The organism is Shewanella sp. DC2-4 (assembly GCF_013248875.1).
GTDB lineage: Bacteria > Pseudomonadota > Gammaproteobacteria > Enterobacterales > Shewanellaceae > Shewanella > Shewanella oncorhynchi.
Genome location: NZ_JABRVR010000002.1, coordinates 3,856,133 through 3,873,310, shown reverse-complemented (window position 1 = coordinate 3,873,310; position 17,178 = coordinate 3,856,133). Strand labels below are relative to the sequence as shown.

Annotated in this window: 15 protein-coding genes; 11 read left to right on the top strand and 4 right to left on the bottom strand. The window is 44.8% G+C overall.

All coding sequences use genetic code 11. The features are described from left to right. Positions 1 to 11: 11 nt before the first annotated feature. Together HQQ92_RS17550 and HQQ92_RS17545 are read left to right on the top strand one after the other, a co-directional pair. Positions 12 to 947 (top strand): slipin family protein, encoded by a 936-nt coding sequence (locus HQQ92_RS17550; protein WP_105251260.1) that lies wholly within the window; start codon positions 12 to 14, stop codon positions 945 to 947. Then, positions 947 to 1,885: an SPFH domain-containing protein gene (locus tag HQQ92_RS17545; RefSeq protein WP_168825701.1), complete on the top strand. Its 939-nt coding sequence runs from the start codon at positions 947 to 949 to the stop codon at positions 1,883 to 1,885. The genes HQQ92_RS17550 and HQQ92_RS17545 overlap by 1 nt, the downstream gene beginning before the upstream one ends. Positions 1,886 to 2,062: 177 nt before the next feature. On the opposite strand, the gene HQQ92_RS17540 is transcribed toward HQQ92_RS17545, so the two are convergent. The 4 genes from HQQ92_RS17540 to priA all read right to left on the bottom strand — a co-directional run bounded on the left by HQQ92_RS17540 (position 2,063) and on the right by priA (position 7,398). Continuing rightward, positions 2,063 to 2,287, bottom strand: coding sequence for a hypothetical protein (locus tag HQQ92_RS17540; protein ID WP_006083282.1), 225 nt, complete (start codon positions 2,285 to 2,287; stop codon positions 2,063 to 2,065). Positions 2,288 to 2,602: 315 nt separating this feature from the next. Then, a complete protein-coding gene (locus HQQ92_RS17535) occupies positions 2,603 to 3,319 on the bottom strand; it encodes an SPOR domain-containing protein (protein ID WP_173247200.1) in 717 nt (238 codons plus the stop codon). Positions 3,320 to 3,322: 3 nt separating this feature from the next. Continuing rightward, complete coding sequence (gene argS / locus HQQ92_RS17530; RefSeq protein WP_105251263.1) at positions 3,323 to 5,068, bottom strand: arginine--tRNA ligase; 1,746 nt, start codon at positions 5,066 to 5,068, stop codon at positions 3,323 to 3,325. Between the two features lie 134 nt (positions 5,069 to 5,202). Next, the gene (gene priA, locus HQQ92_RS17525; protein WP_113940093.1) at positions 5,203 to 7,398 is read right to left on the bottom strand and encodes a primosomal protein N'; all 2,196 of its coding nucleotides are present in this window, start codon (positions 7,396 to 7,398) and stop codon (positions 5,203 to 5,205) included. Positions 7,399 to 7,500: 102 nt separating this feature from the next. Between priA and HQQ92_RS17520 the strand changes: the two genes are divergently transcribed. From HQQ92_RS17520 to mshL, 9 genes are all read left to right on the top strand, one after another. Continuing rightward, entirely contained in the window at positions 7,501 to 8,514 is a 1,014-nt protein-coding gene (locus HQQ92_RS17520; RefSeq protein WP_173247196.1) for a FimV/HubP family polar landmark protein, read from the top strand. A gap of 181 nt (positions 8,515 to 8,695) precedes the next feature. After that, entirely contained in the window at positions 8,696 to 8,908 is a 213-nt protein-coding gene (rpmE, locus tag HQQ92_RS17515; protein ID WP_063883331.1) for a 50S ribosomal protein L31, read from the top strand. Between the two features lie 522 nt (positions 8,909 to 9,430). Further along, complete coding sequence (locus HQQ92_RS17510; RefSeq protein ID WP_105251266.1) at positions 9,431 to 10,675, top strand: malic enzyme-like NAD(P)-binding protein; 1,245 nt, start codon at positions 9,431 to 9,433, stop codon at positions 10,673 to 10,675. 185 nt (positions 10,676 to 10,860) lie between these two features. Beyond that, the gene (gene csrD / locus HQQ92_RS17505; RefSeq protein WP_173247194.1) at positions 10,861 to 12,804 is read left to right on the top strand and encodes an RNase E specificity factor CsrD; all 1,944 of its coding nucleotides are present in this window, start codon (positions 10,861 to 10,863) and stop codon (positions 12,802 to 12,804) included. 245 nt (positions 12,805 to 13,049) lie between these two features. After that, on the top strand, positions 13,050 to 13,928 hold the full coding sequence (locus HQQ92_RS17500) for an MSHA biogenesis protein MshI (RefSeq protein ID WP_105251268.1): 879 nt from the start codon (positions 13,050 to 13,052) through the stop codon (positions 13,926 to 13,928). Further along, the gene (locus HQQ92_RS17495) at positions 13,925 to 14,527 is read left to right on the top strand and encodes a fimbrial assembly protein (RefSeq protein WP_113940089.1); all 603 of its coding nucleotides are present in this window, start codon (positions 13,925 to 13,927) and stop codon (positions 14,525 to 14,527) included. The genes HQQ92_RS17500 and HQQ92_RS17495 overlap by 4 nt, the downstream gene beginning before the upstream one ends. Continuing rightward, the gene (locus tag HQQ92_RS17490) at positions 14,524 to 15,174 is read left to right on the top strand and encodes an MSHA biogenesis protein MshJ (protein WP_173247191.1); all 651 of its coding nucleotides are present in this window, start codon (positions 14,524 to 14,526) and stop codon (positions 15,172 to 15,174) included. Before HQQ92_RS17495 ends, HQQ92_RS17490 begins: the two co-directional genes overlap by 4 nt. Then, on the top strand, positions 15,161 to 15,481 hold the full coding sequence (locus HQQ92_RS17485; protein ID WP_105251271.1) for an MSHA biogenesis protein MshK: 321 nt from the start codon (positions 15,161 to 15,163) through the stop codon (positions 15,479 to 15,481). Before HQQ92_RS17490 ends, HQQ92_RS17485 begins: the two co-directional genes overlap by 14 nt. 14 nt (positions 15,482 to 15,495) lie before the next feature. Continuing rightward, a complete protein-coding gene (gene mshL / locus HQQ92_RS17480) occupies positions 15,496 to 17,178 on the top strand; it encodes a pilus (MSHA type) biogenesis protein MshL (RefSeq protein WP_173247189.1) in 1,683 nt (560 codons plus the stop codon).

Sequence of the window (17,178 nt, the reverse complement as noted above, 5' to 3'; positions counted from 1 at the left end):
GGATGGAATCTATGTTTGTATTTACCTTAGTCATTTTATTTATCTTTTTTATTCTTTATAAGTTGATGTTAATTGTGCCGATGCGTGAAGTGCATGTCATTGAGCGTCTTGGCAAATTCCGCGCAGTATTAAGCCCTGGATTTCATTTTTTGATCCCTTTTTTCGATCGCGTCTCCTACCGTCACGATACCCGTGAGCAAGTATTAGATGTGCCGCCACAGAGCTGTATCTCCAAAGATAACACTCAGCTTGAAGTGGACGGCTTGGTCTACCTAAAAGTGATGGATGGCAAATTGGCGAGTTATGGCATTGAAAACTACCGTAAAGCAGCGGTGAATTTAGCCCAGACCACTATGCGATCTGAAATCGGTAAGCTGAGTTTGAGTGAGACTTTCTCTGAACGTGATAGCTTAAATGAATCAATCGTGCGGGAAATAGATAAGGCTTCCGAGCCATGGGGAATCAAGGTATTACGCTATGAAATTCGTAATATCACGCCTTCACGCCATGTGATCCACACTCTTGAGAAGCAGATGGAAGCTGAGCGTCGTAAACGTGCCGAAATTACCTTAGCGAATGCCGAAAAAGCCGCGATGATCAATATGTCTGAAGGTGAGCGCCAAGAGGCTATTAACCTGTCAGAAGGTCAAAAACAGAAACGTATTAATGAAGCTAAAGGTACAGGTCAGGAGATCGCTATCATAGCGAAAGCAAAATCCGAAGGTATGGCAATGATCTCGCAAGCATTAGCCGTCAATGGCGGTACAGATGCGATGAATATGCTATTAAAAGAACAATTTATTGCTCAAGTTGGTAAGATCCTCAATGATGCACAAGTCTCTGTTGTTCCCGCTGAAATGGCAAAACTTGAAGGTTTCTTCGAAGGCATGGAGCAAGTCACTCAGACTATGAGTGGCCAGAATAATCTTGGCAAAGGAGCGCGATAATGAATATCCCAGTAGATACAGATTTGATTGTGATGGCAATTTGGGGCCTGATATTTGCCATTTTTGTGATTAAACTATTTCAATCGATCCGCCTAGTACCCACTAAATCGGCTTTTATTGTTGAGCGTTTAGGTAAGTATCACAGCACGTTAGATGCAGGGTTCCATACTTTGATCCCCTTTGTGGATAAAGTGGCTTTTATTCATGATTTGAAAGAAGAAACCATTGACGTACCACCGCAGGAATGTTTCTCGAGCGACGAAGTAAACGTTGAAGTGGATGGGGTGATTTATATCTCTGTGACTGACCCAGTGAAGGCCAGCTATGGTATTACCGATTATCGTTATGCAGCAATTCAGTTGGCGCAAACGACGACGCGCTCTGTCATAGGGACACTTGATCTTGATCGTACGTTTGAAGAGCGTGATGTGATTTCAGCCAAGGTAGTGCAAGTCTTAGATCAAGCGGGTGCCCTGTGGGGAATACGCGTGCATCGTTATGAAATTAAAAATATTACACCACCTGAAACCGTTAAAAATGCCATGGAAATGCAAGTAAATGCCGAGCGTGAGCGCCGTGCATTATTGGCTAAGAGTGAAGGCGACAAACAGAGTAAAATTAACCGTTCTGAAGGGGTTAAAGCTGAAACGGTAAACCGTTCTGAAGGTGAGATGCAGCGCCGTATCAATGAAGCCGAAGGTAAGGCCGAAGAGATATTAACGATTTCCCGTGCGACGGCGGAATCGATTGAGCGTTTAGCCTCTGTGATTGCCGCGCCGGGTGGTCACAATGCCCTGCGGATGCAACTCGGTGAGCAATACTTTAAACAGCTCGATGGCTTAAGCCAGAAGAATAGTCGAGTCGTATTGCCGGGTAATATGGTGGATTTCGATTACTGGATGAATAGCATAGGCTTAACGGAAGAAAAACCGAGCTAAGGCTGTGGTTAAAATCTGAAACTAGCTAGATTATTAAGGTCAAATACTCAGGTGTTTGGCCTTATTTTTTGGCTGAAATTTGATTCTGTGTGATAGAGAGTGGGTTAGACAGCTTCTGTTGAATGAACCGCCAGAAGCTGCAGTTGGGCATAGATAAATTTTTCATTGAATGGAAGGCTAATAAGCTAGGCGTTCATGAATTTGGGAATGGGCGTGGGTTTCAATGAGCTTGGCAATTTGGTTTTGTTCTAATTGCTGAAGCGCAGAAATTTCGTCATAAATCTTGTCTTGAACATCCAGCGGCATGCGCACATGTTCCATAAACATCCTAATTCCCAGCATGTCGCCACTCTTGAACAATTGGCTGAATTCGGTGGCTTCTATCTCGATTAATGCATTCATAATACTTCACCCTGAGGTTGGATTTGACACAGATACAGCGGTCTTGCTGTTAATTAATAGATACGCCTAAGTTTGATCTAGGTCAATTAAACTGCATATTAATCTTTCTTAATAAAGGATTTTGTTGTTTACAAATAATGGGTTATAAATTTAGTAGAACAGCAAATTTGAAATGAGTTGTTGTTTAAAACTGAGTTTTTATGGGCAGGCAGAATCAATGAGTGAGTCATGTTATACGGATAAAAAAATAGCGACGAGCGATAAAACGCTGGCCGCTATTTATTCTTAATAGTCTATCAGGAGTAGGCTAAAGCCTTATTTAGGAATCGCCAGAATCTGGCAACCATTAATCCCCGCTTTTTGCAGTGTATGACGTTTACGCTCTGCATCACGTTTACGCTCGAAGGGGCCTAAAGCAACCTTGTACCATACGCCAGTCGTACCTTCGACTTGTCTCACTTGCGCCTCTAAACCTTGGAAAGCGATGACGGCTTTCATCTCGTTCGCCTGTGATTCTTGGCGGAAAGAAGCACATTGCAACTGATATTGCATCGGTGTTCTGCTCGCAACAATATCGGGAATATCGACCTCAACATGCTTATTTTCAAGCTCGTTGAGATAGGTCCATTCTTCCTTTGGTTGTGGTGGCAGAGCATTAGGATCCTTCTTTGGCGGAACAATAAGCTCAGCAGTTTCAGTCGCCTCTACTGGGATAGCGACCGCTTGGCGTTCAGGTTCTTTGACCTTAGGAGTAAGCACCGCTGTCTCTTGAGGCTTAACTTGCACTTCCGTTTTCTTGGCCGGAGCGGGTATCGGCTTCACTTCTTGCTTAGCATTATCTTTAATGCTTGACAGGAAATAGACGAAACAACCCACAGCGAGTATGACAAAGCCTATCAAGGTCAGCGGCAGCTTCTTACGCGGCGCCGATTTAGATTGTGAAGGCTTTGCTCGAGTTGGGCGAGTCGCGCGGATTGGGCGCGGTTTAGCGCCCGACTGCGGCCTTCTATTGGCATAATCGCGATTACTCATGGCTTACATCCGCTCTAAGGTTTCAATACCGAGTAGATTTAGGCCTTTTTGTAACGTACGAGCCGTCAGTTGCGCGAGTAATAAACGGCTGTTCTTTTGCGCGTCATTATCGGCGGCAAGCACTGGACAAGCTTCGTAAAAGCTAGAGAAAGCACCCGCTAATTCATATAAATAAGCACACAGTACGTGCGGCTGACCTTTATCGACAACACGATTGAGGATCTCACCGAACTGCGCTAATTTGTTACCGAGATCTTTCTCTTTTTCATGCTCAAGCACGATTTTCGCTTGGCTGAGATCCAGATCGGTTACTCGCTTGAATATGCCCGCAACACGGGTGTAAGCGTACAGCAGGTAAGGTGCGGTATTGCCTTCGAAGCTGAGCATTTGTTCAAAGCTGAAAATGTAATCGCTGGTGCGGTTTTTCGACAAGTCAGCATATTTAACGGCGCTGATCCCAACGACACGGGCGATTTCAGTCAGCGTGGCTTCATCCATATCAGGATTTTTGCTACGAACGAGTTCTAGCGCGCGCACATTGGCTTCTTCTAACAGGTCAACTAACTTAACGACACCGCCGCTACGAGTTTTGAATGGACGGCCATCTTCGCCGTTCATAGTGCCAAAACCTAAGTGTTCTAATGACATATCTTCACGGACAAACTTAGCCAGTTTCGCTAGGCTAAAGACTTGTTGGAAATGCAGTGCCTGACGTAGGTCAACAAAATACAGGACACGATCGGCCTTTAACACGTTCGAGCGGTAGCGCATTGCCGCAAGATCTGAGGTGGCATACAAATAGCCGCCATCGGCCTTTTGGATGATAACAGGCAGTGGCTCACCTTCTTTGTTGCGGAAGGCTTCTTGGAATACGACTTTAGCGCCGTTACTTTCGGTTAATAAACCTTGGGCATCTAAATCTTTAACCACTTGCTCGAGATCGGCGTTATAAGCACTTTCACCGTGTACATCGGCGCGGGTCAGGCTCACACCTAAACGGGCGTAGACTTCATGGCAGTGGCTTAACGAAATGTCGTTAAATTCGCGCCACAGTTTGTTGCAATACTCGTCACCAGATTGCAGTTCGACCACTAACTGACGAGCGCGGGTTGCGAATTCTGCTGATTCGTCGAAACGCAGTTTAGCGGCACGATAAAAGTTTTCTAAATCAGACAGTTCAAGTTGAGCTTCTTCACCATTTTTGGCGCGCAGCTCTTCCATATAGGCCAGCAACATACCAAATTGTGTGCCCCAGTCGCCCACATGGTTTTGACGGATAACCTTGTGGCCTAAAAACTCCAATGCACGCACAACACTGTCACCAATGATGGTTGAACGCAGATGGCCTACATGCATTTCTTTGGCTAGGTTGGGTGAAGAGTAATCGACAACAACGGTTTGTGGGGTCGGTAATTTAATGCCTAAATGCTCATCGTTGACGGCATTTTGCAGTTGATCTGCTAAGGCGCTGTCGTTGATGAAAAAGTTGATAAAGCCTGGTCCTGCGATTTCAACCTTAGCCACAAAAGCCGAAGCCGGTAAGGTATCTATGATCAGTTGGGCTAATTCGCGTGGATTCTTGCCTGCGACCTTGGTCAGCATCATGGCTAAGTTGGTTGCCAAGTCGCCATGACTCTTATCCTTGGTTCGATCTACCTGAATGCGTGCTTCAAAGTCAGCAGGCACAATACCTTGTTGTTTAAAGGATTCTAGAGTTTGTTCAAGTAATGATTGGATATGTGATTTCATGGGTTCTAATCGGCACTAACTTTAAGAGTGAATACAGGGAATAACCGCATATTTTAGCCGTTTGTGGTTAACAATTGCTATCTTCCCGATGATTTTTTATCAAATGGCGCTTAAATACTTATCAAATACTCGACTCAGAGGAGATCCTGTGGATCTCTGTCTAAGCTCCATCGGCAGCGTTTAGCTTCGATAAGTTGTTCTACAAGCGGATGAATACGTTCAAACTCTTGTTGCAAGCGATTGCGGTTTTTAGCTTGGAATAAGAGTTGGCGGCGGAACTTGCCGGCTTTTTTATCTAAGGGCGCTGGCATAGGACCAATCACCTCAAATTCTTTATCTTGGGGCAAGAGCGCGGCGAAGGCGTTGAGAAAGTTATCGGCATCACTGGCTAAATGCGCTTCGGCGCGCACCAGCACCATGTGCCATGCTGGCGGCAGCAGTGCCTGTTGACGTTCTTTGAGCTGGCTGCGAGCAAACTCGCCATAACCGCGGTGCAGCAAATCCCGCAAAATGGGATTGTCGCTCTGGTGAGTTTGCAATAATACCGTGCCGGGTTTACTGGCGCGCCCTGCGCGACCTGCAACTTGGGTATAGAGTTGTCCAAAACGTTCGGGCGCGCGGAAGTCGGCGCTAAATAAAGCACCATCGACATCAAGTAGCCCAACAAGCGTGACATCAGGGAAGTGGTGGCCCTTAGCCAGCATTTGCGTACCGACGAGGATTTTATATTCCCCCTTATGAATCGCATTTAAGTGGGTTTCTAATGAACCTTTAAGGCGGGTCGTATCACGGTCGATGCGCACTACTGGATGTTTAGGAAACTCCTGTTGCAGCGCTTCGGCGAGCTGTTCTGTGCCTATGCCTTGGCCCATCAACATAGTGCTGCCACATTTGTGACACTGCTTGGGGATAGCGTATTGATTGCCACAATGGTGACAGCAAATTTCGCCAAGGGATTGATGTACTGTGAAAAACGCGTCGCAGCGGTCGCATTCGTGTAAGTGCCCACACTCGTGGCAAAGCAGGGCTGGTGCGAAGCCGCGGCGATTGAGAAACAACAAGACTTGGTTGCCTGCGTCTAAATGCAGGCGGATTTCGTTCAGTAACGGCACTGACATACCGGCTTTCAGCGGCATATTTTTAATATCGATAATGCCTTGGCGCACTTTTTTAGCCGCACCTGCGCGTTCACCCAGTTGTAAATGATGGTAACGGCCGCTTAAGGCATTTTGTAGACTTTCGAGTGAGGGTGTCGCTGTGCCCAAAATCACCGGAATCGCTTCTAAATGGCCGCGCATGACTGCCAAGTCGCGGGCATGATAACCAACGCCTTCCTGTTGTTTGAAGCTACTGTCGTGTTCTTCATCGAGTATGATGATGCCGGGATACGCCATAGGTGTGAACAAGGCTGAACGCGTGCCGATAATGATTGCAGCCTGACCACAGCGGGCTTGGCGCCATGCTTCGAGTCTCTGATTGTCGGTTAACCCTGAATGCAAAATGGCAACATTGACTTTGAAACGGCGCTTAAAGCGATTGATTGTCTGGGGTGTTAAGCCGATTTCAGGCACTAAAATTAACGCTTGTTTGCCTTGCTTGAGGATTTCTTCGAGTACAGCAAGATAGACTTCCGTTTTACCCGAACCGGTAATGCCTTCTAATAAAGTACAGTGATATCCTTGTTGCAGATTTAAAGTGGCAACGGCGACGGCTTGTTCTTTATTGAGTTTATGTGGCGTTTCGTCCATTTCGAGTGTGGTGCGCCAGTCGAGGTTAAGCTCGGCAATTTTTTCATGGCGTGCCACCCAGCCTTTATCTTCTAGGGCTTTAAGCGCCGCTTTACTGATGTCTAAGCTGATAACCTCTTCTTGGGTTAAGCTGGCGGTTTTGAGTAACTCGAGTAGTTTTTTCTGTGCGGGTGCGCGTTTAACCGCTTCGGGCGCAATATTTTGGCCTATTTCAGTTAATTGCCAGAATTGGATTTTTTGTGGCGCGGCATCGAGCCCTTTACGCAGGGCCACAGGTAAGGCTTGGGTTAGCATCTGCCCTTGGCTGCAAAAATAGTATCTCGCAGCCCAAAGAGTTAATTTATAAAGTGATTCAGGCAGTAAAGGTTTATCGTCGATAAACTCGAGCACAGACTTAATTTGCTTTGGGGCTAAGCTGCAAGACTCAGTGATACCTGTGACTAACCCGATCAATTGTTGACGACCGAAGGGAACTTTAACGCGCACACCTATTTGCGGTGTACTAGGATAGGATTCGGGTACGCGGTAGCTAAAGGTTTGCCGCATAGGCACAGGTAACGCAACTTCGACAAACAATGACATATGCAGGCAAGTCTTAGACAAGAATGTGGTTTAGTGTACTCAGCGCGGCTGGCTAGGGCTAGCCCTAATGATGGTTTACCAAGGATAGTTGAGAGTAAATAAATGGCTAATATAGTGAAATCATTAGGTCTACTTGCTTTGGTGTGCAGTGCACCTAGCATGGCACAAGTCTCCCATGTGAGTATTAATAGCCGGATGTTTGAATTAGGCGCTTACCCTAAACTCAGGGTGAATGTGATCGCAGACAATCAAGATATGTCGCGCTTAGAGTTTGTCGTGCAGCAAGCTAGCGGCGAAGAAAGGTTAATGGTTGAGGAGATTAATCGCTTTTTAGTTTTACTCACTGGCGTTGAAGATGTGAAGGATAGCAGCGCTAAACTCTTAGTGAGAGAGTATCGCCTTGACCGATGGTATGACGTCAAAAGTATCAATTTATTCGGCGCGGCTAAACCTGCTTCTGCCGCGTTAACGACAAAAGCGGTTTCGGATTCGAAAAATACCACCACAGCAGGCGCCCCCCAAAGTGCGGATAAAGTGGGCATTAAGCCTGTAACAGTGGTGACAGAATCAAAGCCACTTGAAGAGGTAACGCCCGCAGCGACTGTTGCTACTGCTGCAAATACCCAATCCAAAGTACCAACGGTAGAAGTGGTGACTGGCTTTAAATTTCCTGAAGCCGCGAATAAACAAAATACGTCTGCTACTGAGATAAACGCCTTCGCTAAAACCTCTGAGACGATTGCTGTTGAAAAAGGGGCTGTTGAAAACGCTGCAACTGAAACTGTGGTTCCAGAAATAGTGAAAACGGCAAATAATGAGCAAAAACAGAATATTGCTGAAACAGCCTCACAGACGCCCGAACATTGCCAGTTAACGTATCTTGCTGGCGAGACGTTGTGGCGTATCGCCAATCGATATGCCAAGGATTGGGATGTGAGTGTATATGGCGCTATGTTGGCGATTTACGAGGCAAATCCTGTGGCTTTCTCGAAGAATAGAATCAATGCACTCAAGAGCAATGCGGTGCTATCTTGTCCTTCGAAAATGATTTTGGATCAGCATTCTGATGCTAAAGAGGCGCGGGCGGTATTTGAGGCTAAAGAAGCGGGAAAATAAGCCGCTTAACTAAAGTCAAAGTAGACACAGATTAACCGGCAAACGCTCAGATAATCTACTTGTATCCCTTGTAGGTATGCTGTACCATTCTGCGCCCTAAACATATTGTTATTAACATGCATGTGGTGTCCGACTACGGGTTGGAAGAGCGACATGGCCTTACACTTTTGAGGTAACCCCAATGAAACCAGGTATCCACCCAACATACGCTATCATCACTGCAAACTGTACTTGTGGTAACGTTATCAAAGTAAACTCTACTGCTGGTAAAGATCTGCATTTAGACGTATGTGGTGCTTGTCACCCATTCTACACTGGTACACAAAAAGTTGTTGATACCGGCGGTCGTATCGACAAATTCAACAAGCGCTTTGCAGTGCTTGCAAAGAAATAATTGCAATTGCATTGTTTCTAGAAAAGGCGCCTATGGCGCCTTTTTGCTTTTTGTTATTCGTCGATTTTCTTTATTCCGCTTATTCTACATATCTAGCTGGTACGACTTCACTCAATAAATAGTCAACTTATTCAGTATTGAGAGTTCAAGTGTATAATTCGACTTATTTATAGCAATTAACTATAAGATAAATATGCTAGTCGCCATATATTGTAATTTAACCAACATTTTTGAGATTAGGTCGCTACAACTAGCGCAGTAACTACAAAATATATGTTTGTTTCCTACAAAACATATTAAGAAATGCAGCTTTATTATAGGAGATAAGTTTATAAAACTAAGCTTAGAGGGTCTATTTGGCGGCTAAAGTGAAATTTATGAATCTCTTATTTATAAATTCCCCTTATTGGCGTATCTTACCCCGACCAGCCAGACTATTAACATCACCCTTTGGTGAGACTAGATGTGTGTTGGTAGGTCTTACTCTCATAAATTATAAATGTCGCATTTCAGGATTTTAAAATGTCAGATATTCGTCAACAAGCACTCGATTATCATGAATTTCCCATACCAGGCAAAACCGCAGTTTGCCTTACCAAACCCGCCGAAACGAGTCACGATCTCGCCCTAGCTTATAGCCCCGGTGTGGCTGAGCCAGTACGCGAAATCGCTGCAGATCCTGACAATGCGTATCGTTATACCAATAAAGGTAATACGGTTGCCGTGATTACCAATGGTACGGCTATCTTAGGTTTAGGGAATTTGGGCCCTTTGGCTTCTAAACCTGTAATGGAAGGTAAAGCATTATTGTTCAAGCATTTTGCGAATATCGATTCGACAGATATTGAGATTACGCATAATACGCCTGAGGAATTTATTAATACTGTTGCTGCGATTGCTGACACCTTTGGTGGTATCAATCTTGAAGATATTAAAGCGCCCGAATGCTTTGTTATCGAACGTGAATTGATTGCTCGTTGTAAAGTACCTGTATTCCATGATGATCAACACGGCACCGCAATCGTGACTGCGGCGGGTATGATCAATGCGCTGGAAATTCAAGGCAAGTTGATCAGCGACGCGACTTTTGTGTGTATGGGCGCGGGTGCAGCTGCCATCGCTTGTATGACTATGCTGGTAAAATGCGGTGCGAATCGCGCCAACATTTACATGCTAGATACTAAAGGTGTTATTCATTCTGGCCGTACAGATCTTAATGAATATAAAGCACTATTTGCGAATGATACCGAGAAACGCACGCTTCTTGATGTTATTAAAGGCGCAGACGTATTTTTAGGTCTATCAGGTCCTGACGTCATTGGTGCAGAAGAAGTCGCGCTGATGGCCGATAAGCCAGTGATTTTTGCGTGTTCTAACCCAGATCCTGAAATCAAACCTGCACTTGCTCATGCAACGCGTAGTGATTTGATCATGGGTACGGGTCGTAGCGACTATCCAAACCAAGTGAATAACGTATTGTGTTTCCCGTTTATTTTCCGTGGTGCATTGGATGTGCGTGCGTCTTGCATTAATGATGAGATGAAAATTGCGGCAGTTCATGCAATTGCATCACTGGCGAAAGAGCCTGTGCCTGCGAGTGTATTGAAGGCTTATCCTAATGTGACGTCGCTGAGTTTTGGCCCTGAATATGTGCTGCCAAAACCTATGGACCCACGTTTATTGCCAAATGTTGCCCGTGCGGTTGCACAAGCGGCTATCGACTCTGGTGTGGCTGCGATCACCACTTTACCTAAATACGCCGACTAGGCTAAAAGTGGTAAAAACATTAAAAAGAGGCTAATTAGCCTCTTTTTTGTTTTTAAGTGGACATTAAAGTCACAGCGTCTTAGTTGCCTTTTAGGTTATGCTACTGAATAATCAACGGACAACTTTGTTGTACTCCTGTTAAAATCGCACAAATAATTATAATAATCCTGCAGGATAGCGGATAGATGAAATTCACCCGAATGTTAACTACAAAATTAACCAGCTTTTGGTTAATGTCATTAGCCGCTATCGCCTTCGTATTTTTGCTGAGCGCTATGATGAGTTTCGTGCAGCTGACCTATAAATTTCAGCAGCAAAAAGTAGCTGAACTCGAAACTATGTTAGTCGATCAGTTCCAACACCAACCTGATTGGGAGCTAGAGGCTTGGCTACCGCCCATGCTGCTTGCTTACAATGCCGTTAATTTTCGGTTGACCTTGAAAGATGAAGTGTTATTTGCCTATGAAGGCAACCTTTCTACGCAAAATGCGATGGTGTATGACCATGTGCTAGAGCCGACATCAGGCTTGCGTATGCAGTTAACCTTGACTCAGCCCTTTGAACATTACACTTTCAGTTGGTATGAAATTCTGATTTTGTTGGTCGGTATCTTAGCCGTGGCTGCCTTAGTGCGTTTTGGTTATTTATGGTTTTCACAGCAGCTCGATGGCATTGAAGAATTAGCCTTACGCAGTCGATTGATTCTGCAAGGTAAGCATGAGCAAGCACTCGCTACCCCTGGAAATGGTAAACCAAGGCTGATTAACCGTGCTTTGACTAAGTTGTTAGAAGAGTTACAGGACGCACAAAAGGAGCGTGGGCGTTTCGACAAGTTCATCCGTTCTAATACCTTTCTTGATGCGGAAACGCGCATTGGTAACCGACTCTTTTTGAATAATCGTCTCGACGCCCTTAGTCATAATCAGGCTATGCTTGCCCATGGGGTAATCTATTTATTAGAAATGGATGATCTGGATTTATTGCAGCAATCCCAAGGTGAAGCAGTGACGAAAGAGCTATTAAACTCGACTGTTAATGCAATAAGTCAATTGCTGCAAACTCAAGCTAATAGTATTTTTGCCCGTCGTTCCCATAATCAATTTGCCATAGTCGTGCCGCAAATCTCCTTAATTGAAGCGGATCAATTTGCCAGCAAATTACTCAAGATATGTCTAAGCCAGCCTTTGCCTGATGTTGAGAATAGCGATAACTTTTTCCACCTCGGATGCGCTTATTTTACCGCAGGCGATAATGCGGCTCAGTTAATTGAAGAAGCCGATATGGCTTTGAGGGCGGCACAATTACAGGGTAATAGTAATTGGTTTATGTACGACAAAGGCGCGATTGATGAAGAATTTGCCAAAGGCTCAGTGCGTTGGCGTAGTTTTTTAGAAAATGCGTTAGTGCAAAGGCGATTCTTCCCCTTTAGCCAGCCGATAATTGATTCAGATGGTAATGAGCACCATAAAGAGATATTTACGCGGGCTCGGGATAATCAGGGGGCGTTAATCCGTGCCACACTGTTTATTCCAATGGCGAATAAATGTGGCTTAATGCCACAGGTTGAACGGCAAATTATTGAGCGGGTATTGTTATTATTGTCGAATGAATTAGCAGACGGCGTATCGAATGCTCAAACAGTTAAGAAATCAGCGCCGCAGATATACAGTATTAATCTGAGTTTGGATTCGCTAATGAGCCGAGCCTTCACTCAATGGCTAAAAACGACGCTATTAGAATATCGCCATCTAACTACGCGACTGATTTTCGAAGTGTCTGAAGATATCGTTATTCAACATCAAGAAAAGTTGCAGCCTAAATTAGATATGATCCGTAAAATGGGCGCGAGATTATGTGTCGATCATGTGGGTCAGCAGGTTGTTGGTACTTATTACATTCGCGAATGCCATTTTGATTTAATTAAGTTACACAGATCCATTGTGCGTCATATTCATTTACGACCAGAAAACCAATTATTTATTCGCAGTTTGATTGGCGGTTTATATCGAACGGAAGTACAAGTCTGCGCCGAAGGGGTAGAAGTCTTTGAAGAGTGGCAGACACTGCAAATCCTCGGTGTTGGCGCAGCGCAGGGAATGTATTTCAGTGAACCCATAGAGGCTAAGTAAGGGAAGTTCAGTGTTTGGGTGATTAATGTCGTCTTAGAGACAAATAGATCCTATTATTCACGTATTTATCTATAAAATACGAGCATTTGCGGCTAAACTAGCCAGTGCCAAAAATATGACGTTTGCGTTTTTTATTCTGTATCGAGCAGGTCATAGGTCAAGGAGCACTGGAGAGTGGAGTGACAGGAAGTTTGTGCAAAAGAGACTACTCAAGCTTTTAAATTCAGTTGGTTATAGGCATCTTTATGGAAAAAAGTCTTATAGGTCGATTAGCCTTTTGGCAGAAGAGAACAGAACCGACTAGCCTTGGTGTCTATGTCTGCGCCGATAAATTATGGGTTTACGCACCTGCCCAAAAAGAAAATGCTGAGCAGTGGTTACCCTTTGAGCTGAAAGATGAGCACTGGTCATTGGCGTTTGCTGCTGTGGCTAAATCCTTTCCCAATGCACAGTTACAGCTGATTTTGGCTTCAGGCCTTTATCAATTACTGCTGACCGATAAACCGAATGTCGATACTGTCGAATTATCCCAAGCCTTGCTATGGTCAATTAAAGACATGGTCACGCTACCTGTACCGCAAATCCATTTGGATTACTTTGAGTCACCCATTCCGAGTAATAAAATCAACGTTGTGGTGGTGGATAAAGCTAAGTTAGTGAGCATGGTGCAGGCCATTCATGAACAAGATTTACAACTTTTCGGTATTAGTATCGAAGAGTTAGCCGTAACTAACCTATTTAATGATGACAACCAAGCGCGTCTGGTGGTGAGCCATAATCCCGGTCAAGAATTGCTACTGACTGTGGTTAAGCAAGGTCAGCTGTATATGCAGCGTCGCGTGCGCGGATTTACTCAATTGGATAAGACTCAAGCGGATGAGTTAAGTTATGGCATGGCAGACAATTTAAGCTTAGAAATTCAGCGTTCTATGGATTATTTTGAAAGTCAATTGAGACAGGCTCCGGTATCTTCTATCGAACTCCTCGCCGATGGTGCCGTGGATACTTTAGCTAAGTTAGTCTCGGCAAACTTCAATCAAGCTGTGAATGTCATTGATAAAAGCTGTGTTGGCGCGCGAATGGCGGGATTAGCCTTTGCTGAATTTTATCGAGGTACTGAGTGATTAAATACCGAGTCAATCTTTACACTCCTTCATTATTGCCCCCGAAGCAAAGATTAACCTTTGCGCGTTTAAGTGCTTACGCCTTGGTTTTTGCGATCTTATTTGCGGTTTTAGGTGGTTATAGCTACTGGCAAGTCAGTGAGTTACAACAGGCCCAGCAGTTGGCTGCCCAACAAAAGCAGCAATTCGATACCCAAAAACAGGCATTAGAAGCACAAATTGCTGCGCGTAAACCCGATGCCGATCTTGTTGCGCGAGTCGATTTAGCGGAACAACAGTTAGAGCTTAAGCAATTACTCATGGGAGAATTGAGTCTTAGGACTTCCTTAACCAGCCGTGGTTTTGCGCCAGTTCTTAAAGATTTAGCCGTCGTGTCGGATGCGAGTGTTTGGCTTAGTCATATCGTCATTAATGAGCAAGATTTTATGTTCGAAGGTTTTGCCGACCATCCTCAAAGCATTCCGCAGTGGATTGGCAAACTTAAAACTACGCAGACTTTAAAGGGGCAAGCTTTCTCGTCGATGAGCATGGATCGCGGTGAAGATAAACCTTTGGCCTTTACCTTGAAAAGCGATAACAAGGAGGAAGCCGCGCAATGAAGCAAAAGTTAGCCCAATTAGGACAACAGTTTGATGCGCTAAGTCGCCGTGAGCGAGTGTTGATCTCAGTCGCCATTCTGGCCGTGGTCGGAATGCTGAGTTATTTACCCTTAGAGTCCCTGTGGAAAACCCATGTGGCTGTTTCACAACAGCTAAAAGCTTTAGAGCAGGAAAACGCGATTTCGGCTCAGCAGGTTGACTTGTATCAGCAACGTTTAGCGTTAGATCCCAATCAAGATTACCAACAGCGTTTAGTGCTGTTGCAGCAACAGAATCAAGCCCTAGATGCCCAGCTCGATGAGCAGATGGTGGATATGGTGCCGGCAGACTATATGCCGCAGTTGCTGGGTAATTTACTAGGACAAGTGCAAGGGATTAAATTAATTAAGTTTATGTCGATAGCGCCCATCCCTTTATTACCCGTGGGTGAAGATAAAAAACTCAATCTATATAGCCATGGTATTCGCTTGAGTCTAGAGGGCGATTATTTTTCTGTGTTGCGCTTTGTGGAAGCCGTTGAGGCCATGCCAGATAAACTTTATTGGAAGCGTCTCGACTATAAAGTTGCGGAATATCCAAAAGCGACCGTTGAGATTGAACTTTATACCTTGAGTATTAATAAGGACTTTATCAGTGTTTCTAAATAAGTCTTATATTATCAGTGTGTTGTTATTGGTTAGTAGCCCTATGGTGTCTGCTGAATCGCTGCGCGACCCGACTTTGCCCGGTAAAGGCTTTGCTGTGCAGGGTCATGCGAGTCAAACGCAGGATCAGGCGCTTGTACTTAACAGCATAGTAAGCTCAGGAAACACGGCTTATGCTGTGATAAATAACAAGATATTGTCTGTTGGCGACAGCGTTCAGGGGCTGAGTATTGTTAAAATTACCCCCACTTATGTATCGCTGTCCGATGGACGGAAATTGACATTGTTTCAAGCAATAACAGAGAGATAGGGAATACACCTCAGATGAAAGCGATTAAATACTTTACACCTCTGCTCTCACTTTGCCTTGTGGCGTGTCAGACCACAAATAGGCCACAGCCGGAGGCGAGTAAGGCGGAATTAGCGGCCTCAATGGCGACGGCAACGGCATCAACGACGCCACCGCCTGCGACTATGCCGGATGCGGTTCAGCGGGAATTGAATTCAGGCGCATTGCTATCAGGTTTGACCCCCACATTGGAAACTGAGCGTCGTTTCGATGTATCAGCCCACGATGTTGATGCTAAAGTATTTTTTCCAAGCTTAGTCCAAGGTACACCGCTGAGTGTTGCCGTACATCCTGACGTGCAAGGTACGATTTCATTATCCCTTAAAGGTGTGACGTTAACTGAAGCAATTCAAGTGGTTGAAGATATCTACGGCTACGAAGTGAGTCGCGAAGGTCGCATCCTAAGAGTGTTTCCTGCTGGGATGCGTACCGAGACGTTTCCGCTGAATTATCTCTACATGGAACGCGATGGCTTATCTGTGACGTCAGTGAGTTCAGGACGGATTTCGGATAGCAATAATTCCAACAGTAATTCGAACAATAACAATTCAAACAATAGCGGCTCGAATAATAACAATAACTCGAACAGCAGTAATGGCAATAACTCGAGTAGTAATGGCGGTAGCGATAGTAGCAACGGTACTTTTATCCGTTCGCGTACTAAGACAGATTTTTGGGGAGAGTTGAAAGAGACATTATCCTCGATAATCGGCGAAACGGGTGGCGGTCGTCAGGTTGTTGTTACGCCGCAGGCGGGTTTAGTGACTATTCGTGCTTTTCCTAGTGAATTACGCCAAGTGCGTACTTTCTTAAATTCCGCAGAAAGTCATTTGCAGCGCCAAGTGATTTTAGAAGCGAAGATCCTCGAAGTCACATTATCCGATGGTTATCAGCAAGGTATCCAATGGGATAATGTGCTGGGACATGTTGGCAATACTAATGTGAATTTTGGTACATCAGCGGGCTCAGGTTTAAGTGATAAAATCACCTCGGCTATGGGTGGTGTCACCTCGTTGAGCATTAAAGGTTCTGACTTTACGACTATGATCAACCTATTAGATACCCAAGGTGATGTAGATGTACTGTCTAGCCCAAGGGTCACTGCATCGAATAACCAAAAAGCCGTAATTAAAGTGGGTTCCGATGAGTACTTTGTCACCGACGTTTCTTCGACCACAGTTGCGGGAACAACACCTGTGACGACTCCGCAAGTCGAGCTTACGCCGTTTTTCTCGGGCATAGCCTTAGACGTTACGCCGCAAATTGATAGTGACGGCAATGTGTTACTGCATGTGCATCCATCTGTTATCGATGTAAAAGAGCAGAGAAAAAATATCAAAGTGAGTAATGAATTGCTTGAATTACCCTTAGCTCAGAGTGAAATTCGTGAGTCTGATACTGTCATCCGCGCGGCTTCCGGTGATGTGGTGGTGATTGGTGGTTTGATGAAGAGTGAAAACATCGAAGTGGTATCGCAAGTGCCTTTGTTGGGTGATATTCCCTTCCTAGGTGAATTGTTTAAAAACCGTAGTAAGCAGAAGAAGAAAACCGAGCTTATTATTCTGTTAAAACCTACGATAGTCGGTGTCGATACTTGGAAAACGGAGCTGCAACGTTCTAAGACCTTATTAGATCGTTGGTATCCGGAGACAAAGTAA